This window comes from Microbacterium sp. BWR-S6Y, from assembly GCF_041379845.1.
Classification (GTDB): Bacteria; Actinomycetota; Actinomycetes; order Actinomycetales; family Microbacteriaceae; genus Microbacterium; species Microbacterium hydrothermale.
In genome coordinates this window covers 222,296-245,371 of sequence record NZ_JBFECV010000006.1, presented here as the reverse complement: position 1 = coordinate 245,371, position 23,076 = coordinate 222,296, and the positions used below count along the sequence as shown (strand labels likewise).

Here is a 23,076-nt window from a genome sequence, read left to right as displayed (position 1 = left end):
GTATTCCTCTCGCGGTGCGAAACACCGGTGTCTCTCGGAGATGGATCGGCGCAGCCCGGCGCCGTGGAAGTGCCGCTCTGCACGATTTACAACGTTGGAAGTAAACGTTGTAAATCGAATGATGCCGCCCAGGGGACGACGTGTCAAGCGCCGCGAGAACGCGTCAGTTCGCGCCGGGCGCCGATTCGCGCACGACCAGGCGATACTCGGCGAGGACGAGGTGCGGATCGGGCGCCGCTGTGGCGTCGGCGATGCGCGCAAGGAGCGTCTCGACCGCCGTGCGCGCGATCCACTCCTGGCCCGGGTCGATGGTTGTGAGCGAGGGGATCGAGTATTTCGCCTCGTCGAGGTCGTCGAAGCCCACCACCCACACATCGTCGGGCACGAGTCGTCCCGCCTCCTGCAGGGCCCTCATGGCCCCCAGTGCGAGCGTGTCGTTCAGTCCGAGAACGGCGTCGAAGTCCACGGCTCGGCCCAGTAGCTCCCGCATCGAATCGGCACCGTTCGCGCGATGCCACATGGTCGTGTACCCGACGATGTCGTCGTCGTAGGCGACCCCCGCCTCGTCGAGCGCCTCGCGATACCCCCTCAGGCGAAGTCCTGCCGAGCCGATGACCTCCCCGTCATGGGCACCCACGAGGGCGATGCGCCGTCGCCCGTTGCGTAGCAGGAATCGAGTCGCGTCCCGCGCGGCGTCGACGTTGCGCATCGTCACGTGATCGGTCGGGCCGTCGAAGATGCGCTCACCCAAGAGCACCAGGGGATACGGCACTTCGAGCCGGTCGACGTCATCCTGCCCCATTCCGAGGGGGCTGAAGATGAGCCCGTCGGTCAGCTTGAGCCGCGGCGAGCGAAGCAACTCGATCTCACGCTCGCGGTCTCCCCCGGTCTGCTCGACGAGCACGACCACCCCCCGCCGCTCCGCCTCGGCGATGACGATCGCGGCGAGCTCCGCGAAGTAACTCAGGGCCAGGTCGGGCACGGCGAGGGCGATGGCGCCCGTTCGTCCGCTGCGGAGGTTCCGCGCGGTCAGGTTGGGCGTGTAGCCCAGCTCGGCGATGGCCCGCTCTACCCGTTCACGTGTGGCCGGCCGGATGTTCGGACGGTCGTTGATGACGTTCGAAACGGTCTTGATCGACACCGAGGCCAGCCGCGCGACATCATGCAGCGTGGCCGTCATCGGATCTCCATGCGCTCAGGGTACAACGTTGTACACCGCAGCTCATCGCACGCCTCGACGATCTCAGCGAGCAGCGCCCCGCAGCGATCCGGTCGTCTGGTCGGTGTCGGGGTCGTACAGCAGGCAGGAGATCTCGCGGTCGCCCTCGGCCCACGTCTCCTCCGACGGCGAGACGTAGTAGTACGCGAGCGTCGACTGCTCCCACGGGATGCCGACGTAGTCGGGGTAGACCGCGTCGCATCCCTCGTACGCCGAGGACTCGATCGCGTCGTCGCCCGGGAAGGCCCCGTCGGAGAGGAAGAAGCTGCCGAAGACCTCGTAGGTGTGCGGCTGCGCGCAGTCGACGAGGTTGGAGGGCGAGATGACGCCGCTCGGGACGTCGTCGAGGCACGCTCCGACCGGCAGCGTGTACGCGTCGCTCGGGGCCTGCTCACCCGGTCCGATCGTCACGGATCCCCCGTCGGGCTCCTCGGGCAGGCCGAACGGGTCGGACGACGACGAAGCGACGCCCGCGCCCACGAGCGCGAAGAACACCAGACCGACGATCGCGATGATCGAGAGCACCCCGATGACCGCGCCGGCGACGATGCCGCCGATGGCGAGACCGCGTCCCTTCTCCCCGGTGCGCTTGATCTGCGCGAGGGCGACGGCGCCGGCGATGATCCCGCCGAGCGGCAGGACGAAGCCCATGATGATCGCGGCGATCGCCACGCCGTTCGTGCGACCGGATGCCGCGGGGCCCGCGCCCGCGCCGGGGCCGGGGGCGTACGGCGTCTGGCCGTAGCCGTACGGGGCCGTCGGCGCGGAGGGCGCGCCCGCCGGGGCCGCCCCCGGATAGCCGGGGTAGCCGCTCGGCGTCACCGCCGGGGCCCCGGAGGTCGGCGGAGCGGGAGCCGCGGGCACGTCGGAGACGCCGTCGAGGGGGACGGACGGGGCGGGCCACGCCGGGGCACCGGGGGCGCCGGGCGGGGTCGCGCCCGCTTCCGCGTCGCCGGCGACCGGGGGCACGGCGTCCCCGTACGCCGGAGCGGGCGACGCGGCCGCCGAATCACCCGCGACACCGCCGGCGATCACCCCCTGGGAGGCGAGGCGGGCTCCGGCGAGGTGCGCGGCCTCGCGGACCACATCGCCCGCCTCCGCCGCTCCGATCGCCCCGCCCTTGAAGAATCCGCCGACCGCCGAGTGCTCGAACGACGCGAGGGCGCCCTCGGCGGTCTCGGTGAGGTGCACGTCGAACCGCACGTGCATGTCCTGCCCGGCGAAAGCGCCCGCGACGAGCGTTGTGCCGAAGCTGCCGCGCGACACGTCGAGCGAGCCTCCGGCCGTGGTCTGGACCGCGAAGCCCTGTTCGGTCAGCGCCGCCGCGACGGCTTCGCGCGCACGGTCGACGGGCAGGGTGAGGCGCAGTTCTGCGGTGGCCATGGATGCTCCCGGGTATCTCGCGCCATGAGACGCACAGCGCGCGTCCAGGCTAGTCCCGAGGTGGCCGACGCGACACCGCCCGACCGCCCTCCCGCCGGGGCGTAAAGGCTCCGGACGGGAGGGCCGTCGCGTCAGCGGATGCGGCCGACCAGGTCGTCGCGCGTGAGTGTGTCGGCCTCCGCGAGCACCGCGCAGGCGGCATCCCGAGCCTCCTCGACGTTCCACAGCAGAACGCCGACGACCCGGTCGTCGTCGAGGTAGTAGACGACGCCGTGGTCGGCGTCGATCCAGTCCTCGACGGTCTCGAGCGAGGAGTCGAGGGTTCCGACCGCCTCGTACCGGATGCCGAAGACCGCGGAGTAGTAATAGGGCGTGTGCGTGTACGGCTCGGCGGCGCCCGCGAGGTTGCGCCCCGCCGTCTTGCCCTGCTCGTTCGCGTTGTCGACGTGCTCCACGCGACGACGCCCGAGCAGACGGTCCGGGTAGCTGGCGACGTCGCCCGCGGCGTACACGTCGTCGACCGAGGCGCGCAGCTGCGCGTCGACGACGACCCCGTCGTCCACCGCTAGTCCGGCGTCGTCGGCCAGGTCGGCCGCGACCTCGATGCCGAGTCCGCTGACCACGGCGTCGGCGCGCACCTCGTCGCCGTTCTCGAGTTCGAGGCGGGCGCCCGTGGCATCCACCTCTCCCCCCGTGACCTTCGACCCCGCGACGATCTCGACGCCCGCGTCGCGGAAGAGCTTCTCGAAGCGCTCCGCCAGGGCGGCCGGGAAAACCGCGTCGCCGAGCACCGCGCCGGTGTGCACGAGTACCGTGTCGACACCGTTCTGCACGAGGGCCGCGGCCAGCTCGGAGCCGATGTAGCCGCCGCCGACGACCGCGATGCGCTCGACCTCGCCCGCCAGGGCGCGCAGCGCGCGGTAGTCCTCGGCGGTGCGGAACGACAGCGCGCGGGCCCCGTCGGAACGGTCGTCGATCGGAAGCGGAACGGGCTTTCCGCCGGTGGCGATGAGGAGCTTTCCGTACGAGAAGGTCTCGCCCGCGGCATCCACCTCGTGCGCGTCGGGACGGATCGCCGAGGCGCGCGTACGCAGCCGCACATCGGCTCCGGTGTCGGCGGCGGTGCCCAGCGGTACCTTCTCCCACGTGAACTCGTCGTCGGTCCAGAGCTTCTTGCTGAGGGCGGGGCGCGTGTACGGCTCGTCGACGTCGTCGCTCAGGATGCCGATGGACCCGTCCGTGTCGATCTCGCGAATGCCGCGCGCGGCAGTGTCGGCGACCATCCCGCCGCCGACGATGAGGTAGTCGAAGTGTGTCGTGGTCATGCGCACAGCCTCCCCGCCCCGCCTGACCGGATCGGGCGGGTTGCGGGGGTGCGCGGCATCGGGTAACGGGTGGAGGCGGCGGCCGCGCCCGAGCGCAACGCAGGAGTTTCCGGCGGCAGCACCCGCGGCGACGTGGCGGCGTCGCGGCCCGGCAGCGGATCTCCTGCGTTGTGCGCCAGGGTCCCGCCGCTGCACCGCGACGGCGACGCCGCGGCAGACGACCGCTCGCCGCGACGAACCCGTGTCGAAGTCGGGGGCGCGAACTAGGCTCGATCCATGAGCGTCGACCTCGAAAGCCTCTACACCGACCTGCACACCCACCCGGAGCTGTCGTTCCAAGAGACGCGCACGGCGGGCGTCATCGCGCGGCACCTCGCCGATCTCGGCCTCCCGGTCGAAGAGGGCGTCGGACGCACCGGCGTGGTCACGAGGATCGACAACGGCCCCGGTCCGGTCGTGTGGCTGCGCGCCGACATGGACGGCCTGCCCGTCGAAGAGCAGACCGGGCTCGCCTACGCCAGCACCGCCCGCGGCACCGACCCCGCCGGCAACGCCGTGCCCGTCATGCACGCGTGCGGCCACGACATGCACGTCACCGCACTCATCGGCGCGCTCGAGCGGCTCGTCGCGACGACCGACGAATGGTCGGGCACCGTCGTGGCCGTGTTCCAGCCGGCCGAGGAGTACGGCGCGGGCTCGCAGGCGATGATCGCCGACGGGGTGCTCGATCGCTACCCGAAGCCCGACATCGTGCTCGGCCAGCACGTCACGCCTCTTCCCGCGGGCGTCATCGGCGTGCGCCCGGGAACGCAGATGGCGGCATCCGACGGTCTCACCGTGCTGCTGCACGGCCGCGGCGGTCACGGCTCGCGCCCGCACTCGACGATCGACCCGGTCGTCATGGCCGCGGCCACCGTCATGCGCCTGCAGACCGTCGTCTCGCGCGAGGTCGACCCGCGCGACGTCGCCGTCGTCACGGTCGGCTCGATCCACGCGGGGCTGAAGAACAACATCATCCCGGCCGAGGCGAAGCTCGAACTGAGCCTGCGCTACCCCGACGACGCGGCGCGCGAGCGCGTGATGGCGAAGGTCGAGCGGATCGTGCGCGCCGAGGCGGCGGCATCCGGAGCCGAGAAGGAGCCCACGATCACCACCGATCACTCGCTCCCCCCGACCATCAACGACCCGGATGCCACCTCCCGCCTGACGGCCGCGTTCCGACGGGCGTTCGGAGAGGCCGGCGTCGTCGACCCGGGCATGTTCACCGGCAGCGAGGACGTGTCGTGGTTCGCCCGCGAGTCGGGTGCCCCGCTGGTGTTCTGGTTCTGGGGCGGGGTCGACCCGCAGACCTTCGCGGACGCACTGGCGGGCGGCACGATCGAGCGCGACATCCCCACCAACCACTCGCCGTTCTTCGCACCGGTCATGCAGCCGACGATCGACCGCGGAGTCGAGAACCTGGTCGTCGCGGCCCGCGAGTTCCTGGACTGAGACCGCCCCCAGCTCCCGCCCCACCGTCGCGCGAGGTCCCGCTACCCGTCGAGTGTCCAGGACACGCCGCAGGGACCTCACGCGATGCGGCGTGTCCTGGACGCTCGACTGCTCACTTGATGCCGCTGCGCGCGAAGCCCGCCACGAAGTACCGCTGGAACACCAGGAAGACGATCGCGATCGGGACGACGTTCAGCAGCGCGTACGCCATCGTCGCGCCGTAGTCACTGCCGAACTGCCCCTGCAGGTACAACAGGCCGATCGGCAGGGTGAACAGGCGATTCTCGCGCAGCGCGATCAGGGGCCAGGCGAAGTCGTTCCACGACGACAGCAAGCTCATGAAGACGAGCACCGCGATCAACGGCTTCGACAGCGGCAGCACCACGCGCGTGAAGGTCTGCAGGTGTCCCGCTCCGTCGAGGCGGGCCGCCTCGATGAGCTCTCGCGGGATGCCGAGCATGAACTGCCGCGCCAGGAACAGCCCGAACGCCGAGGCCGACACCGGCAGGATCACCGCCCAGTACGTGCCGTAGAGCCCCGTCATCGTCACGATGCGGAACAGCGAGACCATGATCACCTGCACCGGCAGCACCAGAGTCGCCAGCGCCACGAAGAACAGCGCCGTCGACCCGCGGAACCGCAACTGCGCGAAGGCGTACCCCGCGAGCAGGCTCGTCGTCACCGAGATGAGGGTGACCACGACGGCTATCGCGACCGAGTTGCCGAACCACGTCGCCACCGGGAACGACGAGAACACCCGCTCCAAGTTCTCGAGCGTCACCTCCCGCGGCCACAGGCGCAGCTCGCGGCCGCCGAGCAGTTCGGCGCGCGACGAGAAGGCGACGGCGAGCATCCAGTACAGCGGCGAGACGGCGGCCACGCCGATCACGGCGACGAGGACCGTGCGCACCACGACATCCCCGCGCCGGGGTCGGCGACGACGGGCCGGCGGGGCGGTCGGCGGGGCCACGGGAGAAGCGGATGCCACCCGCTCGTCGACGCTCATTCGACCACGTCCTTCGTGCGGCTGGCCCGGTACTGCGCGGCGGCGAAGACGAGGGCGAAGACGAACAGCACCATGCCGATCGCGGCCGCGTAGCCCTGATCGCGCGTGACGAACCCCGTCTCGTAGGCGTAGGTGACGAGCACGCTCGTCGCCCCTCCCGGTCCGCCGCCGGTGAGCACGAAGACGATGTCGAAGACCTGGAACGAGAAGATCACGTTCAGCACGACGAGGAAGAACGACGTCGGCCCCAGCAGGGGCACCGTCACGTTGCGGAACCGCTGCAGCCGGTTCGCCCCGTCGAGCGTCGCCGCCTCGTACAGGTCGGGCCCGATGCCCTGGAGCCCCGCGAGGTAGATCAGCATGTTGAATCCCGTGCGCCACCACACCGTCGCCAGCACGATCGTCGCGAACGCCGGGACGGGATCGGACTGCCAGGTGACGGGCGAGAGCCCGACCGCGGTGAGGAGCCGGTTCAGGATGCCGGAGTTCTGATCGAACACGAGCACCCCGATGAGGGCCGTGGCCACCCCCGACACCGCCATCGGCAGGATCAGCAGCGACCGCCACAGCGGCCGGGCGGGCAGGGCCGTGTTCAGCAGCGTCGCCGCGACGAGGCCGAGCAGCATCGACAGCGGCGTGACCAGCACGGTGAACAGCACCGTGTTGCCGAGCGCGCGCCAGAACAGCGGGTCGCCCGCGAGACGGGCGTAGTTGTCGAGACCGGCGAAGGTGCCGTCGCCGAAGCCGTCGGTGCGCTGCAGACTGACCGCGAAGGCGCCGACCAGCGGGACGAGCACGAAGACCAGCAGCAGCACGTAGCTCGGCGCGATGAAGCCGTACGCGGCGAGCGCCTCCCGCCGAGCGCCCGGCCGTCGCGGCGAGCGCGCCCGCTCCCGCAGGGCGCCCCGCGGGGCGGCGAGGGTGTCAGCCACCGGTGGCCGCCCGGATGCCCGAGCTCATGGTGGTCACCGTCGTCGCGGCATCCTGCGCTCCGGTGAAGGCCAGGTCGAGCTGCTGCTTCAGCACGGGGATGATCCCCGACATCGAGGGGCTCGCTACCTGTGCGACGTCCTGCGGCTGCACGAGAGCCGCTTGGCCGGCGAAGACGGGAGCCAGTTCGGGACGCACGTCGAAGGTGAGCTGATCGTTGAGCAGGTCGGCGCGGGTTGGGAGCAGCGACGCCGCCCGGCAGAAGTCGCGCATGGGTCCGGCGTCGGTGACGAACTCGAGGAAGGATGCCGCGAGCTCGGGCTGCTGCGTGTTCGCGGTCGCCACGAGCGCGTTGCCGCCGAAGTCGCTGCCCGCACGAACGTTGCGCGGGGCGTAGGTCGCCGTCCACTCGAAGTCGGCCGTGGTGTCGGCATCCGGGATCTGAAAAGCCCCCGACCACACCATCGCCACCGACTGCGAGAACCAGGACTCCGCCGCGTAGCTCGACGAGGCGATCGTGTTGTTGGCGGGCACGTAGTTCTTCGTGAAGAACGAGCTCGAGAACGCCACCGCCTCGCGCGCCGCGTCGGAGTCGATCGCCGGTGTCTTCTGGTCGGACTCCAGGAAGGCCCCGTCGGACTGGAAGAGCAGGCTGAGCCAACGCGTGACGCCGTTGCCCTGCCAGTTGTAGGCCCACGGCCAGCGATCGGCGGGCAGGCCCGCGCGCAGCCGGGCGCCGAGGGCGTCGAGCTGCTCCCACGTCCACGCCTGGTCGGCCGAGGTGGGGATCTCGGACGCGTCGATTCCCGCCTGACGGAACAGGTCGAGGTTGACGAGGATCGCCGAGGTGTCGGTGTGGTGCGGCAGACCGAACGTGCCGTCGCCGTTCTGCACCGCGGCCCACGCCTGCGGCGTGAACTGCGCCTGGCGGTCGGCCGACAGCAGCGGCTTCAGGTCGAGCAGCTGGCCGCGACCGGCGTACGCGCCGAACGTGTAGTACGGCACGCGGAAGATGTCGGGCGGATTGCCCGCCTGCAGCTGCGCGTCGATGTTCGTGAACATCTGCTCGTACGGCACGGCGTTGAGCTCGACGGTCGCGCCCTCGTTGGCCGCCTCGAACGCGGCGATCGCGGCGCGGAAGCCGGCCAGCTCGGCATCCGTCCCCCACGTGGTGAAGGTCAGCGTGCCCTGCCGTTTCTCGGCGGGTGCGGTCTGCACGAAGCCGCATCCGGCGAGCAGGAGCGGCAGCGCGAGGGCGCCCGATCCGGCGAGGAAGGTACGGCGGGTGACGGTCATGACGAACTCCGATCGTTGGTTGCACAACGAGGAGCGGACGCCGGGGCTGCGCTGCTACTCGCGGGCGACGGTACGCTCACGACCGGCGGGCATCCGGGGGTTGCGGAATCGGCGAAGTGCTGTACGCACCGCTCGACGGCGAGAAGTCCAGCCCTGTGGCCGCCGCGGCATCCGCGCGTACCGTGACCGTCGTGACCTTCAACGACAACGCCCGTGTGGGCGGCAACACGGCCAAGCGGCGCGGTGGGACGGTCGCGGCCGTCGGCGGCGGCGCGGTGGGTCTCGGCGCGATCGTGGTGTTGCTCATCTCGGCCTTCACCGGCACCGATCTGACCGGACTGCTCAGCGGTGGGGCGCCCGCGGCCCCGCAGAGCGGCGGCGAAGCCATCGCGAACTGTTCGACGGGACAGGATGCCAACAACGACGACACCTGCCGCCTCGCCGCGGCGACCCTCAGCATCGACCAGTTCTGGCAGGAGCGCCTCGACGGGTATCGCGAACCGCAGCTGATCATCGTCGACCAGGCGACCTCGAGCGCGTGCGGAACGGCGTCCAACGCCACCGGCCCGTTCTACTGCCCGCCGGATGAGACCGTGTACGTCGACCCCACGTTCTTCTCGATCCTGCGGGAGCAGTACGACACCACCGCGGGCCCCCTCGCCCAGCTCTACGTGCTCGCGCACGAGTACGGGCATCACGTGCAGAACCTGACCGGGGTGATGCAGGAGTATCCGAACAACGGAACCGGGCCCGACAGCAACGGCGTGCGCACCGAGCTGCAGGCCGACTGCTACGCCGGCGCCTGGGTCGCCGCGGCCGGCGAACAGGTCGACGAGAACGGCACGCCCTACCTGCAGCCCCCGACCGACCAGCAGATCAGCGACGCCCTCGCGGCGGCGGCCGCGGTGGGCGACGACCACATCCAGGCCGAGGCGGGCCAGGTCACCAACCCCGAGAGCTTCACGCACGGCTCGAGCGAGCAGCGGACCCGGTGGTTCGACGCCGGGCGCCAGGGCGGCGTGAACGCCTGCGACACCTTCTCGATCGCGGGCTCGAGCCTGTAGGCGGGGGCGTCCCGCGCTGGGTCGCGGACCGTCCGGCGGACTGCGGCCCCGGCATGCTGGCATCCGGGCCTGAAAGCCGGCCCTCCGGGATCCCGCCGCGCACGACGACCGGCCCGGAGGACCCGGAGCGGGTCAGTCCTCGCGGCTGCGCGTGCGCAGGATGATGACGATCAGGATGCCGACGATGACGACCGCGCCGCCGCCCGCGAGCAGTCCGATGGTCAGACCCGACATCCCACCGGCGGCGGGGGCGTCGCTCGCGGGAGCGGCCTCTCCGGCGCCCACGGCCGAGGCGCACGGCGACTGCTCCGCTCCGGCGGACGTGCTCTCGCCCGTGTACGTGAATGGGATGACGCCCGAGACCGGGTGCCCGTCGGAGGAGACGGCGCGCCACTCGACCTGGTAGGCGCCGGGCGCGCCGAGGGCGACCTCGGTGGTGAGGGTGGGACCGGCGAGCTCCGTGCAGGCGCTCTCGTAGTGGCGTCCGTCGGGACCGACCACGATCACGACGTTGCCGCCGTCGGCGCCGAGCAGGTTGGCGCTGAAGTCGAGGGTGACCTGCGACAGGGTCGAGACGGCGTCGCCCTCCGCGGGAGACGACGAGACGAGGCTGTCGTGCGCCGAGGCCGCGGTGGCCCCGCCCAGGGCGGCGGTCATCGCCGCAGCGATCACCGCCGCCCCGGCGAGAACGCGGCGCAGCGCGTTGCGGGAGCGCACGCTCAGACGCGCTTCGGACGACGGGCGAACGCGAGGGCGCCCAGCACGGCGCCGGCGGCCGCGACGACCAGCGCGGCGATGCTCAGACCCAGAGCGACGCCCGAGGAGGAGTCGCTCGTCGCGGCGCTCGCCTCGCTCGAGTGGTCGTCCATTCCGGATGCGGTGGTCGTCGCGGTCGAGCCGTGGCTGTGCTCCGCGGTCGGCGGGGTGTCGTTGATGTAGAGAACCGGTGCGGGCTCGAGCGTGTCGTCGGCCGCGACCTGATCGGGCGTCGCCGCCCAGTCGACGACCTCGCCGTCGGAGTAGGTCTGGGTCGCCGGCAGCAAAAGGTGCCCGGTGTCGGGCACCGGTCCGAGCACGGCCGAGAAGATCTGGAACTGGTCCTGACCGATCCCGACTCCCGGGTCGGCCTGCCAGACGATCTTGAGGGCGGCGTCGGAAATGGTGTTGCCGTCGACCTCGACGGGTGCCGGCAAGGCGCCCTTCTCGACCGTGGCCGTCCACCCCGGCACGGGCTCGACGAGCACCGAGCTGAGCGGGGTGTCGGTGGGCAGGGAGACCTCGACCTTGACGGTGGATGCCGTCTCGGACTCGGTCGGAACGCGGAAGTTCACCGTGGCGTAGCTGCCGGGTGTCGCCGTGTTCGGGTTGACGGTCACGTGAGCGGAGGCCGCCAGGGGGGCGCCGATGGCGAGCACGGCGCCGGCGGCGAGGCCCACGAGGGCACGACGAAGAGTGGTCTTGCGAGACATGGATGCTGCTTTCTGAACAGGGCGCACCGATCAGACGGATGCGCCGAAGATGAGGGTGTCGAGGATCACGCCGCGCGCGGCGGACCCCGATGCCTCATCGGCGACAACACCGTCATCGCCCTCGTCAGAAGAGGAGCCTCGGGGGCCGGGCGAACGGCATCCGTTCGCGCGGCGAGCCCCCGGAACGGACGCAGGACCGCCAGCGCCGCGACCACGAAACGTGCGATCGCGCGGACGGCGCGCTCCCCGCGGCCGAGCGCGAGGATCGTCACGGCCGCAGCGACGGCGTGCGCGACCCACATCCAGGGCGAGTGCGCGGTGTGCGTCGGGCCCATGGCGGCCGCATCCCACAGCACCGGTGCAGCGCCGTGGTGGGACACCGGTCCCGCACCGCTCCCGCTCAGATCGAGGGTCAGGATGCCGTGGAACAGCGCCTGGCTGAGCACCACCGCGAGCGCGAGCCGCCACCACGACGCCGTGCGTCCGGCCAGGAGCACGCACACGGGCGCGGCCAGGCACAGTGCGAGGGCGACGTTCATCGCCGGCGGCAACTGCGCTCCGACGGACGCGTGCGAGACGGTCGCGATGAAAGTCGCCACAGCGGCCGCGGCGACTCCGCGTCCGACGCGCTGCGCGCGACCTGCTCTCGACGACATGCGACTCCTTCTCCTTCAGCCTAGGCGGCCCCACCGACATCGGTGCGGGCGATGGTCAGGCGTCGAGAAAGGCCCCGAGCCCGCGCACGGTCGCGGCCCGCGCGCGAATCGGACCCGCGGTCCGTTCGGCGCCCCCGTAGGGTGATCGCATGAAGAAGGAAGCGGCGATCGCGACCGGGGTGTCGATCCTCGTCGTGGCGGGACTCGTCGCCCTCGCCGCTCCCGCCGTGTCTGCTGCTCTCCCGCACCTGACGTCGATCGCCGCGGACGCGCCCTCCCCGTCCCCGACCGACGTCGCGGCATCCGGCGCGGAGGGGACCGACCCGACCGACCTCGGCGACGACTACGTCCAGGTGGGCAACGGCGTCAGCATCCCGCGGAACGACCCCGAGGGATGCGACGCCCCGAGCTGGATCCACCTCGGCAGGATGAGCGCGAGCGTGAACAACGACCTGATCGACCGGGGCCCGCGCGACCTCGCCGCCGGTCCCGTGGGAGTGGGCGACGGCGGTGTCGTCACGACCTACACCGTCGAACCGGGTGACTCCCTCTACGCGATCGGCGACCGCTTCTGCATCGCCAACCCCCTGAGCATCGCCGACCTCAACCACACGCGCGTGATCCAGCCCGGAGACGTGCTGCTCCTGCGGCCCGACGGGTCGCTTCCGTGGATCCCGTACTTCAGCCCACCCGACGCCCCCGGGGGCTATCAGCAGATCCCCTATCAGCGCGCCGTCGAGGCCATGAGAATCGCGGCCCACGCGGACGATCTCGACGCGATGCGCGCGATCTTCCGCGACGATATGGCGGGCCTCTTCCCCTCGGCTGCGGATGCCGCGGTGATCGCCCAAGCCCTCGACGCGGGGGATCTGCGCGCTCTCCGCCAGATGTTCGCGTGACCGTCCTTTCGGCGTCGGCGACTGGCTACGGTCGAGGGATGGACGACCTCCACGACACCTCCTCCGCCCTCGCCTACGGCGCCGACCTCCTGCGCGGCGAACGCGTCCGCCTGCGGGCGACCACGGATGCCGATCTCGACCCGCTCGTGGACTGGTGGCGTCGCGACGACTCGGCGGTGCTGCAGCAGGGCGGCGTGCAGCATCGGCCCGCGGCATCCGTGCGCGAAATGTTCCAGGCCTGGAGCCGCAACGATTCCCCCGGCGGGGCCGGCTTCAGCATCGACGACGAAGACGGACGCCTCATCGGCCACGCGACCCTGTGGGGCGGCAGCCTGCCCGCGCGCGTGGCGACCTTCGCGATCATCCTCGGCCCCGACGCGGTCGGCCGGGGCTACGGAACGGATGCCACCCGCACGATGCTGCGCTACGCCTTCGACGAGCTGGGCGTGAACAAGGTCGAACTGCGGGTGTGGGCCTTCAACACGCGAGCCCTCCGCGCCTACGAGAAGGCGGGTTTCGTGCGCGAGGGCGTGCGTCGGGCGATCGCGTTCCACGGCGGACGCTTCCACGACGAGGTGCTGATGGGCGTGCTCGCGGAGGAGTTCGCCGGGGTGTGACCCCGGGGGGCGGGATCGAGGGGCCCGCGCGTCATCGCTTTTCGTCCGCACGGGCAGCCGACCAGCCGCCGACCGACGGACTCACCACCCCCGACCGGTCGTCGACCAGTCGGCGGCGCCCGATCCACCCGGTGAGGCCGCGTCCGTCGCGCCAGACGACGAGGAGCGCCCCGGTCGCCAGGGCGAGCACGAACGCCGACAGCGACCACGGCGCCGGCAGGGCGGAGAGCACGGCGTACGCCCCGGCGCCCGTGAGGAACCGCAGCGGACGCGCCGCCCACACCGACAGCACGCCGTTCGTGAAACGCACCCGCGTGGCCAGGTCGCCGATCGATCTCCCGGTCGCGAGGATCACGACCAGCGACACCCCGGCCGAGACCGCCGTCCCCGCGAGCGAGGCCACCTCGTCGGTCGCGAAGGTGGCGGCATCCCCCAGCGTCAGCGCGATCGCGGCCTGCACGGCCACCGAGACGGCGAAGCCGAGGAGCCACACGCCCACCACGTCGCACACGATGCCCAGCAGACGGCGACGGCGGGTCACCGGGCGGGGCTGCTCGGCATCCGGGCTCTTGCGCACCCCGCGGTGCTGCGCCGGAACGATGAACGCGAGGATCGAGCCCAGCAGGGCGCCCGAGGTGTTGGCGATGAGGTCGTCGACGTCGAAGACGCGGTAGGCGCACGGGAACAGCCCCCAGACGCCGGTGAGCTGCGTCGTCTCGATGATCCCCGAGATGAGAAGGCCCGCAGCCCCCGCGATCAGGATGCCGCGCCCGCCGAGCACCCGCAGGAAGAAGCCGAGCGGAAGGAAGAGGAGCACGTTCAGCGCGACCTGCAGCACGACGGGGTCGGTGAGGTAGCGGCCCGACACGGCGACAGCCGCGCGGATCTCGTCGACGAACTCGAAGGGGCGCAGGTTGACCCCCGCGCAGCGGTAGGCATCACCGTCGGGCAGGGGGATGAGCGTGTAGGTCCAGATCGCCCAGAAGTACACGGCGGCGCCGGCCCACAGCGCGGTGCGCCAGAGGGTGAGTCCCCCGCGGCGGCGGTAGCTGACCGCGACGAAGGGCACGAACGCGAGCACCGCGACGATCGCGCCCGCGAAGACGGCGAGCAGTCCCGACCCGAGGATGTTGTGCACCCCGCGAGCTTAGGTGGGCGGCGCGGGCGTCTCCGTCGCCTTGTGCACAGCAGCCGCGCAGCCCTTCTTCGGTAGGGGATCGTCATCGGCGCGACGGCGGCTTGCTCCGCCGGAAACGCCGCGCACGGAACGCACCGGCGACGCCGGGAATACGGCATCCTGCGTCCCCGTTGATCACGACTGAGCGACCAGAGGCTGAACGACGTGCGCGTCAGATTGCGCAGAGCCCGGAGTGCGCGTAATGTCGCGCGCCGTGACTGACGAAAGTCGCGTTGACGGCGAAGAGACGCCGATCGCGAAACGCATCCTGATCGGCGAGCCTCTCACCTCCGAGAAACTCGACGAGCAGCTCCTCCCCAAGAAGATGGCGTTGCCCATCTTCGCCTCCGACGCCCTCTCCTCCGTGGCGTACGCCCCGCAGGAGCTGCTGATGATCCTCCTCATCGGCGGAACGGCCCTCCTGACCCTCAGCCCGTGGGTCGCGGTGGCCGTCGTGGTGCTGCTGGTCGTGGTGGTGCTCAGCTACCGTCAGCTCATCAAGGCCTACCCCTCGGGCGGTGGCGACTACGAGGTCGCCAGCAAGAACCTCGGCGAGGTGCCCGGTGTCGTGGTGGCCGCGGCCCTGCTGGTCGACTACGTGCTCACGGTGGCCGTGTCGGTGGCATCCGGGGTCGACAACATCATCTCGGCCCTGCCCGAACTGAATCCGTTCCGCGTCGAGATCGCGGTCGGCTTCGTCATCCTCATCGTCATCGTCAACCTGCGCGGCGTGCGCGAGGCCTCGAGCGTCTTCGCGATCCCGACCTACCTCTTCATCGGGTCGGTCGGCGTGATGATCGTCGTCGGACTGGGCCGCACGCTGCTCGGCGTCGCCCCGGTCGCCTCGAGCGCGCAGTACGCGGTGCAGGCCGAGTCGCTGACGCAGGCGGCGCTCATTCTGCTCGTTCTGCGCGCGTTCTCGAGCGGCTGCTCCGCCCTCACGGGCGTCGAGGCGGTGTCGAACGGCGTGCCCGCGTTCCGGATGCCGAAGATCCGCAACGCTCAGACGACGCTGACGATGATGGGCGGCATCGCCATCATCCTGTTCGTCGGCCTCACCGCCCTCGCGCTGATCTCGGGCGTGCACTACGCCGAGAACCCCTGCAACCTCATCGGCTTCGACTGCGCCAACAACCCGCAGCCGAGTCTCATGGCCCAGGTCGCCGCCGCGACCTTCGGCATGGGCAGCATCCCGTTCTTCATCATCCAGGCGGCCACCGCGTGCGTCCTCCTGCTCGCGGCCAACACCGCCTTCAACGGCTTCCCGCTGCTCGGATCGGTGCTCGCGCGCGACGGCTACGCCCCGAAGGCGCTCAACACCCGCGGCGACCGCCTCGTGTACTCGAACGGCATGATCATCCTCGGCATCGTCGCCATCGGCGTGCTCGTGGTCTACCAGGCGAACCTCACCACGCTGATCCAGCTCTACATCATCGGCGTGTTCGTGTCGTTCTCACTCGGCCAGATCGGCATGGTCAAGCACTGGCGTCGCGTGCTGAGCGGCCTGAAAGAGCTGCCCCCCGAGGCCGCGAAGCAGCAGTCGGCCGCGTACGAGCGCCGCTCGGCCATCTCGGGCCTGTGGATCAACTCGGTGGGCGCCGGCATGACCGTGCTCGTGCTCGTCATCGTGACCATCACGAAGTTCACGCACGGCGCGTGGCTGGTGTTCATCGCCATCCCGATCCTCGCGGTGCTGATGATCGGCGTGAACCGCTACTACCGCGACGTCGAGCACGAGATTCGGATGGACGACAGCGTGCACTTCGGCTCGTCGGGCGACGTCGCGATCGTGCTCGTGAACCGCCTGCAGAAGCCGGTGATGAAGGCCCTCGACTATGCCCTCGCCGCCAAGCACGACAAGACCCTCGCCGTGCACGTGGCCATCACCGAAGAGGATGCCGCGAAGCTGCAGAAGGAGTGGGAGGAGCACGACATGCCCGTGCCCCTCGTCATCATCGAGTCGCCGTACCGCACCTACACCTCGCCGGTGACCTCGTTCATCAAGAGCTACCGCGCCAAGCACGGCTCGTCGGTCGTGACCGTGTACCTGCCGCAGTTCATCGTCGGGCACTGGTGGGAGTCGATCCTGCACAACCGGCGCTCGCGCCGCCTCGCGCAGCAGCTCATGCTCGTGCACGGGGTGTCGATCACCCTCGTGCCGTGGCTGCTCGATTCGTCCGAGCTCATCTACGGCCGTCGCTCCCGACCGCTCCCCGGCCAGCAGCGACGGGGTCAGCCCGTCGCCGAGGTCCCCGCGCACCGCGGGTCGAAGAAGACCTCCGCCGGCTCGGCATCCTGAGCCGTCCCGAACGCCCCCGCCGCCGGCGGGGGCGTTCGGCGTTTCCGGCGGGGTCGTCGAGCCCGCCGGGCCGCTCGAGCGTCCACGACACCCGGACGGACTGTCGTGACGTTCGGGTGTCTCGGACACTCGACGCCGCGGGAGCGCGCGGCGGGCCCTGCACCCCAGCACGTGCGCCGAAGGGGCGGGGGACAGGACGATGTGGACGTCGGCGCGCGTCTCGGCCAAGGTGGGAGCCATGCCGATCCTCGCCCTGCTGACGCTCGCCGTGATGGTGTTCGCCCTCATCGACGCCATCACGCGGCGCGACGACCAGGTCAAGCACATGCCCAAGTTCGTGTGGGTGTTCTTCATCGTGCTGCTGCCGTTGATCGGGTCGGTGCTGTGGTTCACGCTCGGTCGGGAGTACGAGCAGCGCCGCGAACCGATGACATTCGGCGACCCGCGCCGGTGGCAGAAGACCGCCGATCCCGCTCCCGCGCCGCGGCCGCGCGACGCCCGCAGCACCGAGCAGCAGATCGCCGACCTCGAGCGCGAGATGCACCTCGCCGACCTCGAGGAGCAGGTGCGTCGCCGCCGGGCCGAGGGCGGCGCCTGACCCTCCCTCCTGCGACCTCCCCCGGGATCGAGTATCCACGGCACCCGGCGGGGATGGCTGGGCCGACGCGGGCGCGCGCCCGTCAGTCCGTCGGGCGCTGCCGCATCCTTTTCACGTCGGTGCGGCGCTGCTTCGCCTGCAGCCGGCGTTCCTTCGAGCCGCGGGTCGGCTTCGTCGCGCGGCGCGGCGGAGCCGGCGGTCGCACGGCCTCGGCGACCAGGGCCGCGAGGCGGGCGCGCGCGGCGTCGCGGTTGCGCAGCTGATTCCGATGCTCCGATGCCGCGATGGTGAGCACCCCGTCGACGAGCCGCCCATCGAGCCGGTCGACGATCCTCTCGCGCTGCACGTCCGACAGCACGGCCGAGGCGGCGGCGTCCCACATCAGTTCCACTCGGGAATCCGCCGTGTTCACGCCCTGACCGCCCGGGCCCGAGGAGCGCGAGAACCGCCACGACAGCTCGGACGCCGGGATCACGAGCGCGGCGGTCACGCGCACGTCGCTGTCAGCCATGCCCCCATCATCCCCGTGGAACGCACTCACGCATCCCGGCGAACACAACGCAGGAGATCACTCCGCCGCGGCCCCGCCCACCCTCGCGCCCGGGTTCCCAAGACCTTTACTCCTGCGTTGTGTCGGCGGCACCCCGTTGACCACCCACCCCGCCAAACGCGCGCCCCGCCAGTGCGTGCCCGGCCCGCCGCCCGTAAGCACCCCGTATGGGTCCGTGAGCGACCCGTAGGGAAAGCGTTAGGGCCCGCGGATGCCGCGACCCGGCGGAGTTGTATCGACAGACGTGCCGCCCCGCGGCGCCCGCGGCCCGCCCGCGGTACAGACCCGAACCTGGAGTCGTCGTGCTCGATGTCGTCTTCCTCGCCGTGACCGCCGCGCTGTTCGCGCTGGTCGCGCTCGTCGCCAAGGGGGTCGAGAAGCTGGGCCCCGAGGCCCGCCCCTCGTCCGCCCGCCCCGCCGGACGCGGAGGCGAGCGCTCGTGATCGTCTTCTCGGTCCTCGCCGCGGTGCTCGCGGTCGCCGCCGTCGTGTACCTCGTGGTCGCGCTCGTCCGTCCCGAGAAGTTCTGACATGGACGCCGGAAGCATCTGGTCGATCGTCCTGACCAGCCTCACCCTCATCGTCGCCCTGGGCCTGGCCTACCGCCCCCTCGGCGACTACATCGCTCGCATCTACACCGGCGAGCGCGATCTCGCCGTCGAGCGCGGTCTCTACCGACTCATCGGCGTCGACGCGAAGAGCGCGCAGACCTGGCAGGCCTACCTGCGGTCGGTCCTGCTGTTCTCGTTCGTGGGCGTCGTGTTCGTGTACGCGATCATGCGCCTGCAGCCGCTGCTGCCGTTCGCCCTCGGCCTCGAGGCGCCGAGCGAGGCCCTGTCGTTCAACACGGCCGTGTCGTTCGTCACGAATACCAACTGGCAGTCGTACGGCGGCGAGTCCACGCTCGGCTACACCGTGCAGTTCGCCGCTCTCGCCGTGCAGAACTTCGTCTCGGCGGCCGTCGGGATCGCGATCGCCGTGGCTCTCGTGCGCGGGTTCGCGTCGCGTCGGAGCGGCGTGATCGGCAACTTCTGGGTCGACCTCGTGCGCGGGACGTTCCGCCTGCTGCTGCCGTTCTCGATCGTCGCGGCCGTCGTGCTGCTCGCGGGCGGCGTCATCCAGAACCTCTCCGGATTCACGGATGCCACGACGGTGGCGGGGGCGGCGCAGTCGATCCCCGGCGGCCCGGTCGCCTCGCAGGAGGCCATCAAGCTGCTCGGCACGAACGGCGGCGGCATCTTCAACGTCAACTCCGCGCACCCGTTCGAGAACCCCGCGCCGTGGACGAACCTGTTCGAGATCTTCCTCATGCTCGTGATCCCGTTCTCGCTCCCCCGCGCGTTCGGTCGCATGGTCGGCGACGACCGTCAGGGCTACACGATCCTCGGGGTGATGGCGGCGATCTTCGCGGCATCCACTGCTCTGCTCACCTGGGCGGAGCTGGCCGGCGCTGGAACCGCCCCGATGCTCGCGGGCGGGGCGATGGAGGGCAAGGAGGTGCGCTTCGGCATCTTCGGCTCGACGCTGTTCGGCTCGACGAGCACGCTGACCTCGACCGGGGCGGTGAACTCGATGCACGACAGCTTCACGGCGCTCGGCGGCATGATGCCGATGATCAACATGATGCTCGGCGAGGTCGCCCCCGGTGGCGTCGGCTCGGGCCTGTACGGCATGCTGATCCTCGCCGTGATCGCGGTGTTCGTCGGCGGCCTGCTGATCGGTCGCACCCCCGAGTACCTCGGCAAGAAGATCGGGCCGCGCGAGATCAAGCTCGCGAGCCTGTACATCCTCGTCACCCCCACCCTCGTGCTCGCGGGAACCGCGCTGAGCTTCGGGGTCCCCGGCATCCGGGACGACGTGGAGTCGACCTCGATCCTCAACCCGGGCGTGCACGGACTGAGCGAGGTGCTCTACGCCTTCACCTCCGCGGCGAACAACAACGGCTCGGCCTTCGCAGGTCTCACCGCGAACACCCCGTGGCTCAACACCGCGCTCGGCGTGGCGATGCTGCTGGGGCGCTTCCTGCCGATCGTGTTCGTGCTCGCGCTGGCCGGGGCCCTCGCGGCCCAGGATGCCGTGCCCTCGACCGCCGGAACCCTGCCGACGCACCGCCCGCAGTTCGCCGGCCTCCTCGCCGGTGTCGCCGTGATCGTCACGGCGCTCACCTACTTCCCCGTCCTCACCCTCGGACCCCTCGCTGAAGGACTGACCCGCTGATGTCCACCCTCACCCACGCCCCGGCGCCCGAAGCGCCGACACCCACCCACGATGCCCCGCGCCGCGCGTTCAGCGCCGCGCAGATCGTCGCCGCCCTCCCGGGCGCCGCGAAGAAGCTCAACCCGGCCGCGCAGTGGCGCAACCCCGTGATGTTCCTCGTCTGGGTCGGCGCGGCCCTGACCACCCTCATCGCGATCGCCGAGCCGTTCCTCGGCGGTGCCGACGGCTCCCTGCCCTTCGGCTTCACCTGGGGCATCGCGATCTGGCTGTGGCTCACGGTGTTCTTCGCGAACATCGCCGAGTCGGTGGCCGAGGGCCGCGGCAAGGCGCAGGCCGCGACGCTGCGCAAGACGCGCACGACGACCTCGGCCCGTCGCGTGGTCGACTACTCCCCCGCCGACCCGTCGGCCGTGAACGCCGCGACCGAGGCCGTCCCCTCGGGCGACCTGCGCGTGGGCGACGTCGTGCTCGTCGAGACCGGGGAGCTCATCCCCGGAGACGGCGACATCGTGCACGGCATCGCGACCGTCGACGAGTCGGCGATCACCGGAGAGTCGGCCCCCGTCGTGCGCGAGTCGGGCGGAGACCGCAGCGCGGTGACCGGCGGCACGCGCGTGCTCAGCGACCGGATCGTCGTGAAGATCACGTCGAAGCCCGGCGAGACGTTCGTCGACCGCATGATCGCGCTCGTCGAGGGAGCGTCGCGTCAGCGGACGCCGAACGAGATCGCGCTGAACATCCTGCTCGCGAGCCTGTCGATCGTGTTCGTCGTGGTGGTGCTCGTGCTCAACCCGATCGCCTCGTACGCGGCATCCCCCGTCTCGATCCCCGTGCTCGTGGCGCTGCTGGTCTGCCTCATCCCGACGACCATCGGGGCGCTGCTCAGCGCGATCGGCATCGCGGGCATGGACCGTCTCGTGCAGCGCAACGTCCTGGCGATGTCGGGCCGCGCGGTCGAGGCCGCGGGAGACGTCACCACGCTCCTGCTCGACAAGACCGGAACGATCACCTACGGCAACCGCCGCGCCTCGGCCTTCGTCCCCATGAAGGGCGTCGGAAACCCCGAGCTCGCCGAGTACGCCTCGCTGTCGTCGCAGGCCGACCCCACGCCCGAGGGCGTGTCGGTCGTCGAGCTCGCCGCCGCTCAAGGCATCGTCGCCGAGATGCCCCGCGGCGCCGAGTCCGTGCCCTTCACGGCGCAGACCCGCATGAGCGGCCTCGACCTGGTCGACGGCACGCAGATCCGCAAGGGCGCCGGGTCGGCCGTTCTGGCGTGGCTCGAAGCCTCGGGCAGCCCCGTCGCCCCGGCGCTGCGCGCGCAGCTGGTGAGCGAGACGGATGCCATCGCCCAGTCGGGCGGCACGCCGCTGGTGGTCGCGACGATGTCGAACGGCACCGGCCGCGTACTCGGCGTCATCCACCTCAAGGACGTCGTCAAGGACGGTCTGCGCGAGCGCTTCGGCGAGCTGCGCGCGATGGGGATCCGCACCGTGATGATCACGGGCGACAACCCCCTCACCGCGAAGGCGATCGCCGCCGAGGCGGGGGTCGACGACTTCCTCGCCGAGGCCACGCCCGAAGACAAGCTCGCCCTCATCCAGCGCGAGCAGGAGGGCGGCAACCTCGTCGCCATGACCGGCGACGGCACCAACGACGCCCCCGCTCTGGCTCAGGCCGACGTGGGCGTCGCGATGAACACGGGCACCTCGGCCGCGAAAGAGGCCGGCAACATGGTCGACCTCGACTCCGACCCGACCAAGCTCATCGACATCGTCCGCATCGGCAAGCAGTTGCTCATCACGCGCGGTGCGCTGACGACGTTCTCCCTCGCCAACGACATCGCGAAGTACTTCGCGATCATCCCGGCGATGTTCATGGGCGCCTTCCCCGGGCTCGCGGTGCTCAACGTCATGGGGCTGCACTCCCCGGCATCCGCGGTCACGAGCGCGATCATCTTCAACGCGATCGTGATCATCGTGCTCATCCCCCTCGCCCTGCGCGGTGTGAAATACCGCGCGGCGAGCGCGTCGAGCATCCTCAGCCGCAACCTGCTCGTCTACGGGCTCGGCGGCGTCATCGTCCCCTTCATCGGCATCAAGCTCATCGACCTCGTCGTGAGCCTGCTCCCCGGCTTCTGAAAGGCCCCGTCATGCGCACCACCCTGCGTACCGCCGGCGTCGCCGTCCGCGCGATGCTCGTCTTCACCGTCCTGCTCGGCGTCGGCTACATGCTGCTCATCACCGCGATCGGGCAGGTCGCCCTCCCCTTCCAGGCGAACGGATCGCTCGTGCGCTCGGCCGACGGGACGGTCGTGGGCTCGCAGCTCCTCGGCCAGTCGTTCCAGGATGCCGACGGCCAGGCGCTCCCGCAGTACTTCCAGTCGCGCCCCTCGGCGGCCTCGTACGACGGAGCCGCCTCGACGGGATCGAACCTGGGCCCCGAGAACGCCGACCTCATCGCCTCGATCGAGGAGGGCCGCTCGGCGTTCGTCGACTTGAACGGACAGGGCTCGGTTCCCGCCGACGCCGTCACCTCCTCCGGCTCGGGCCTCGACCCCGACATCTCCGTCGCCACCGCGGAGCGCCAGGTGGCGCGGGTCGCGGAGGCGCGCAGCATCCCGGTCTCCGACGTCGAGGCGCTGGTCGCGGAGCACACGCTGCCCCGCGACCTGGGATACCTGGGCGACCCGCGGGTCAACGTACTGGAGCTCAATCGCGCGCTCGACGCGCTCTGAGCGACGAGAATCGCTGACATGACCGTCGTCGCGTCCTCCGCCGCCGTCGCGCTTCCCGCGCGGCGGCGGCGCCGTGCGCCCGAGACCGCGTCGCGTCGCGCCGGGGCGACGGTCCCCCGCCGCTCCCCTCTGTCGCGCGCCGGGATC

The 23,076-nt window shown here is 71.0% G+C and carries 22 protein-coding genes; 11 read left to right on the top strand and 11 right to left on the bottom strand.

The window, feature by feature from the left end; all coding sequences use genetic code 11:
- Nucleotides 1–163 precede the first annotated feature (163 nt).
- From AB1K56_RS14245 to AB1K56_RS14235, 3 genes are all read right to left on the bottom strand, one after another.
- A complete protein-coding gene (locus AB1K56_RS14245; RefSeq protein ID WP_371206169.1) occupies nt 164–1,180 on the bottom strand; it encodes a LacI family DNA-binding transcriptional regulator in 1,017 nt (338 codons plus the stop codon).
- Between the two features lie 63 nt (nt 1,181–1,243).
- The gene (locus AB1K56_RS14240) at nt 1,244–2,602 is read right to left on the bottom strand and encodes a septum formation family protein (RefSeq protein WP_371206168.1); all 1,359 of its coding nucleotides are present in this window, start codon (nt 2,600–2,602) and stop codon (nt 1,244–1,246) included.
- 131 nt (nt 2,603–2,733) lie between these two features.
- Nucleotides 2,734–3,927 carry an NAD(P)/FAD-dependent oxidoreductase gene (locus tag AB1K56_RS14235; RefSeq protein WP_371206167.1) on the bottom strand — a complete coding sequence of 398 codons (1,194 nt, stop codon included), beginning with the start codon at nt 3,925–3,927 and terminating at the stop codon, nt 2,734–2,736.
- Nucleotides 3,928–4,203: 276 nt separating this feature from the next.
- Here AB1K56_RS14235 and AB1K56_RS14230 point away from each other — a divergent pair, with 276 nt between their 5' ends.
- A complete protein-coding gene (locus AB1K56_RS14230; protein WP_371206166.1) occupies nt 4,204–5,418 on the top strand; it encodes an amidohydrolase in 1,215 nt (404 codons plus the stop codon).
- Nucleotides 5,419–5,530: 112 nt separating this feature from the next.
- Here the strand turns inward: AB1K56_RS14230 and AB1K56_RS14225 are convergent, their stop codons facing one another.
- Genes AB1K56_RS14225 through AB1K56_RS14215 form a run of 3 tightly spaced genes read right to left on the bottom strand, consistent with a single transcriptional unit; the run spans nt 5,531 to nt 8,650 of the window.
- A complete protein-coding gene (locus AB1K56_RS14225) occupies nt 5,531–6,424 on the bottom strand; it encodes a carbohydrate ABC transporter permease (RefSeq protein WP_371206165.1) in 894 nt (297 codons plus the stop codon).
- Nucleotides 6,421–7,356 carry a carbohydrate ABC transporter permease gene (locus AB1K56_RS14220; RefSeq protein ID WP_371206164.1) on the bottom strand — a complete coding sequence of 312 codons (936 nt, stop codon included), beginning with the start codon at nt 7,354–7,356 and terminating at the stop codon, nt 6,421–6,423. Before AB1K56_RS14220 ends, AB1K56_RS14225 begins: the two co-directional genes overlap by 4 nt.
- Nucleotides 7,349–8,650 (bottom strand): sugar ABC transporter substrate-binding protein, encoded by a 1,302-nt coding sequence (locus AB1K56_RS14215; protein ID WP_371206163.1) that lies wholly within the window; start codon nt 8,648–8,650, stop codon nt 7,349–7,351. The genes AB1K56_RS14220 and AB1K56_RS14215 overlap by 8 nt, the downstream gene beginning before the upstream one ends.
- A 191-nt stretch (nt 8,651–8,841) precedes the next feature.
- On the opposite strand from AB1K56_RS14215, the gene AB1K56_RS14210 reads away from it, so the two are divergent.
- On the top strand, nt 8,842–9,714 hold the full coding sequence (locus AB1K56_RS14210) for a neutral zinc metallopeptidase (RefSeq protein ID WP_371206200.1): 873 nt from the start codon (nt 8,842–8,844) through the stop codon (nt 9,712–9,714).
- Between the two features lie 132 nt (nt 9,715–9,846).
- Here the strand turns inward: AB1K56_RS14210 and AB1K56_RS14205 are convergent, their stop codons facing one another.
- The 3 genes from AB1K56_RS14205 to AB1K56_RS14195 all read right to left on the bottom strand — a co-directional run bounded on the left by AB1K56_RS14205 (nt 9,847) and on the right by AB1K56_RS14195 (nt 11,839).
- Complete coding sequence (locus tag AB1K56_RS14205; RefSeq protein WP_371206162.1) at nt 9,847–10,431, bottom strand: copper resistance protein CopC; 585 nt, start codon at nt 10,429–10,431, stop codon at nt 9,847–9,849.
- Nucleotides 10,432–10,433: 2 nt separating this feature from the next.
- A complete protein-coding gene (locus AB1K56_RS14200; RefSeq protein ID WP_371206161.1) occupies nt 10,434–11,183 on the bottom strand; it encodes a YcnI family protein in 750 nt (249 codons plus the stop codon).
- A gap of 65 nt (nt 11,184–11,248) precedes the next feature.
- Nucleotides 11,249–11,839, bottom strand: a complete 591-nt coding sequence (locus AB1K56_RS14195) for a hypothetical protein (RefSeq protein ID WP_371206160.1) — start codon at nt 11,837–11,839, stop codon at nt 11,249–11,251.
- 149 nt (nt 11,840–11,988) lie between these two features.
- On the opposite strand from AB1K56_RS14195, the gene AB1K56_RS14190 reads away from it, so the two are divergent.
- Nucleotides 11,989–12,738 carry a LysM peptidoglycan-binding domain-containing protein gene (locus AB1K56_RS14190; RefSeq protein ID WP_371206159.1) on the top strand — a complete coding sequence of 250 codons (750 nt, stop codon included), beginning with the start codon at nt 11,989–11,991 and terminating at the stop codon, nt 12,736–12,738.
- A gap of 38 nt (nt 12,739–12,776) precedes the next feature.
- Nucleotides 12,777–13,355 carry a GNAT family N-acetyltransferase gene (locus tag AB1K56_RS14185; protein WP_371206158.1) on the top strand — a complete coding sequence of 193 codons (579 nt, stop codon included), beginning with the start codon at nt 12,777–12,779 and terminating at the stop codon, nt 13,353–13,355.
- 31 nt (nt 13,356–13,386) lie between these two features.
- On the opposite strand, the gene AB1K56_RS14180 is transcribed toward AB1K56_RS14185, so the two are convergent.
- Nucleotides 13,387–14,493 carry a VanZ family protein gene (locus AB1K56_RS14180; protein WP_371206157.1) on the bottom strand — a complete coding sequence of 369 codons (1,107 nt, stop codon included), beginning with the start codon at nt 14,491–14,493 and terminating at the stop codon, nt 13,387–13,389.
- A 241-nt stretch (nt 14,494–14,734) separates the two neighbouring features.
- Here AB1K56_RS14180 and AB1K56_RS14175 point away from each other — a divergent pair, with 241 nt between their 5' ends.
- Together AB1K56_RS14175 and AB1K56_RS14170 are read left to right on the top strand one after the other, a co-directional pair.
- A complete protein-coding gene (locus tag AB1K56_RS14175; RefSeq protein ID WP_371206156.1) occupies nt 14,735–16,831 on the top strand; it encodes an APC family permease in 2,097 nt (698 codons plus the stop codon).
- Between the two features lie 238 nt (nt 16,832–17,069).
- Entirely contained in the window at nt 17,070–17,429 is a 360-nt protein-coding gene (locus AB1K56_RS14170; protein WP_371206155.1) for a PLD nuclease N-terminal domain-containing protein, read from the top strand.
- 82 nt (nt 17,430–17,511) lie between these two features.
- Here AB1K56_RS14170 and arfB read toward each other — a convergent pair whose 3' ends face one another.
- Nucleotides 17,512–17,940: an alternative ribosome rescue aminoacyl-tRNA hydrolase ArfB gene (gene arfB, locus AB1K56_RS14165; RefSeq protein ID WP_371206154.1), complete on the bottom strand. Its 429-nt coding sequence runs from the start codon at nt 17,938–17,940 to the stop codon at nt 17,512–17,514.
- Nucleotides 17,941–18,281: 341 nt separating this feature from the next.
- On the opposite strand from arfB, the gene AB1K56_RS14160 reads away from it, so the two are divergent.
- From AB1K56_RS14160 to kdpC, 5 genes are read left to right on the top strand one after another with little or no spacing between them, the layout of a single operon-like run.
- Nucleotides 18,282–18,422: a hypothetical protein gene (locus AB1K56_RS14160; RefSeq protein ID WP_295852520.1), complete on the top strand. Its 141-nt coding sequence runs from the start codon at nt 18,282–18,284 to the stop codon at nt 18,420–18,422.
- Nucleotides 18,419–18,508, top strand: coding sequence for a K(+)-transporting ATPase subunit F (gene kdpF / locus AB1K56_RS14155; protein WP_136586258.1), 90 nt, complete (start codon nt 18,419–18,421; stop codon nt 18,506–18,508). The genes AB1K56_RS14160 and kdpF overlap by 4 nt, the downstream gene beginning before the upstream one ends.
- 1 nt (nt 18,509) lies before the next feature.
- Nucleotides 18,510–20,195, top strand: coding sequence for a potassium-transporting ATPase subunit KdpA (gene kdpA, locus AB1K56_RS14150; RefSeq protein WP_264629673.1), 1,686 nt, complete (start codon nt 18,510–18,512; stop codon nt 20,193–20,195).
- The gene (gene kdpB / locus AB1K56_RS14145) at nt 20,195–22,333 is read left to right on the top strand and encodes a potassium-transporting ATPase subunit KdpB (protein ID WP_371206153.1); all 2,139 of its coding nucleotides are present in this window, start codon (nt 20,195–20,197) and stop codon (nt 22,331–22,333) included. Before kdpA ends, kdpB begins: the two co-directional genes overlap by 1 nt.
- 11 nt (nt 22,334–22,344) lie before the next feature.
- Entirely contained in the window at nt 22,345–22,929 is a 585-nt protein-coding gene (kdpC, locus tag AB1K56_RS14140; protein ID WP_371206152.1) for a potassium-transporting ATPase subunit KdpC, read from the top strand.
- Nucleotides 22,930–23,076 lie beyond the last annotated feature (147 nt).

Bases quoted from the DNA above. Each gene is read 5' to 3' on its own strand.
- AB1K56_RS14185 (WP_371206158.1), top strand. From the start codon at position 12,777: ATGGACGACCTCCACGACACCTCCTCCGCCCTCGCCTACGGCGCCGAC.
- AB1K56_RS14215 (WP_371206163.1), bottom strand. From the start codon at position 8,650: ATGACCGTCACCCGCCGTACCTTCCTCGCCGGATCGGGCGCCCTCGCG.
- AB1K56_RS14240 (WP_371206168.1), bottom strand. From the start codon at position 2,602: ATGGCCACCGCAGAACTGCGCCTCACCCTGCCCGTCGACCGTGCGCGC.
- AB1K56_RS14190 (WP_371206159.1), top strand. From the start codon at position 11,989: ATGAAGAAGGAAGCGGCGATCGCGACCGGGGTGTCGATCCTCGTCGTG.
- AB1K56_RS14230 (WP_371206166.1), top strand. From the start codon at position 4,204: ATGAGCGTCGACCTCGAAAGCCTCTACACCGACCTGCACACCCACCCG.
- AB1K56_RS14170 (WP_371206155.1), top strand. From the start codon at position 17,070: ATGCCGATCCTCGCCCTGCTGACGCTCGCCGTGATGGTGTTCGCCCTC.
- arfB (WP_371206154.1), bottom strand. From the start codon at position 17,940: ATGGCTGACAGCGACGTGCGCGTGACCGCCGCGCTCGTGATCCCGGCG.
- AB1K56_RS14175 (WP_371206156.1), top strand. From the start codon at position 14,735: ATGTCGCGCGCCGTGACTGACGAAAGTCGCGTTGACGGCGAAGAGACG.
- kdpC (WP_371206152.1), top strand. From the start codon at position 22,345: ATGCGCACCACCCTGCGTACCGCCGGCGTCGCCGTCCGCGCGATGCTC.
- AB1K56_RS14200 (WP_371206161.1), bottom strand. From the start codon at position 11,183: ATGTCTCGCAAGACCACTCTTCGTCGTGCCCTCGTGGGCCTCGCCGCC.
- kdpB (WP_371206153.1), top strand. From the start codon at position 20,195: ATGTCCACCCTCACCCACGCCCCGGCGCCCGAAGCGCCGACACCCACC.
- kdpA (WP_264629673.1), top strand. From the start codon at position 18,510: ATGGACGCCGGAAGCATCTGGTCGATCGTCCTGACCAGCCTCACCCTC.
- AB1K56_RS14245 (WP_371206169.1), bottom strand. From the start codon at position 1,180: ATGACGGCCACGCTGCATGATGTCGCGCGGCTGGCCTCGGTGTCGATC.
- AB1K56_RS14235 (WP_371206167.1), bottom strand. From the start codon at position 3,927: ATGACCACGACACACTTCGACTACCTCATCGTCGGCGGCGGGATGGTC.
- AB1K56_RS14225 (WP_371206165.1), bottom strand. From the start codon at position 6,424: ATGAGCGTCGACGAGCGGGTGGCATCCGCTTCTCCCGTGGCCCCGCCG.
- AB1K56_RS14195 (WP_371206160.1), bottom strand. From the start codon at position 11,839: ATGTCGTCGAGAGCAGGTCGCGCGCAGCGCGTCGGACGCGGAGTCGCC.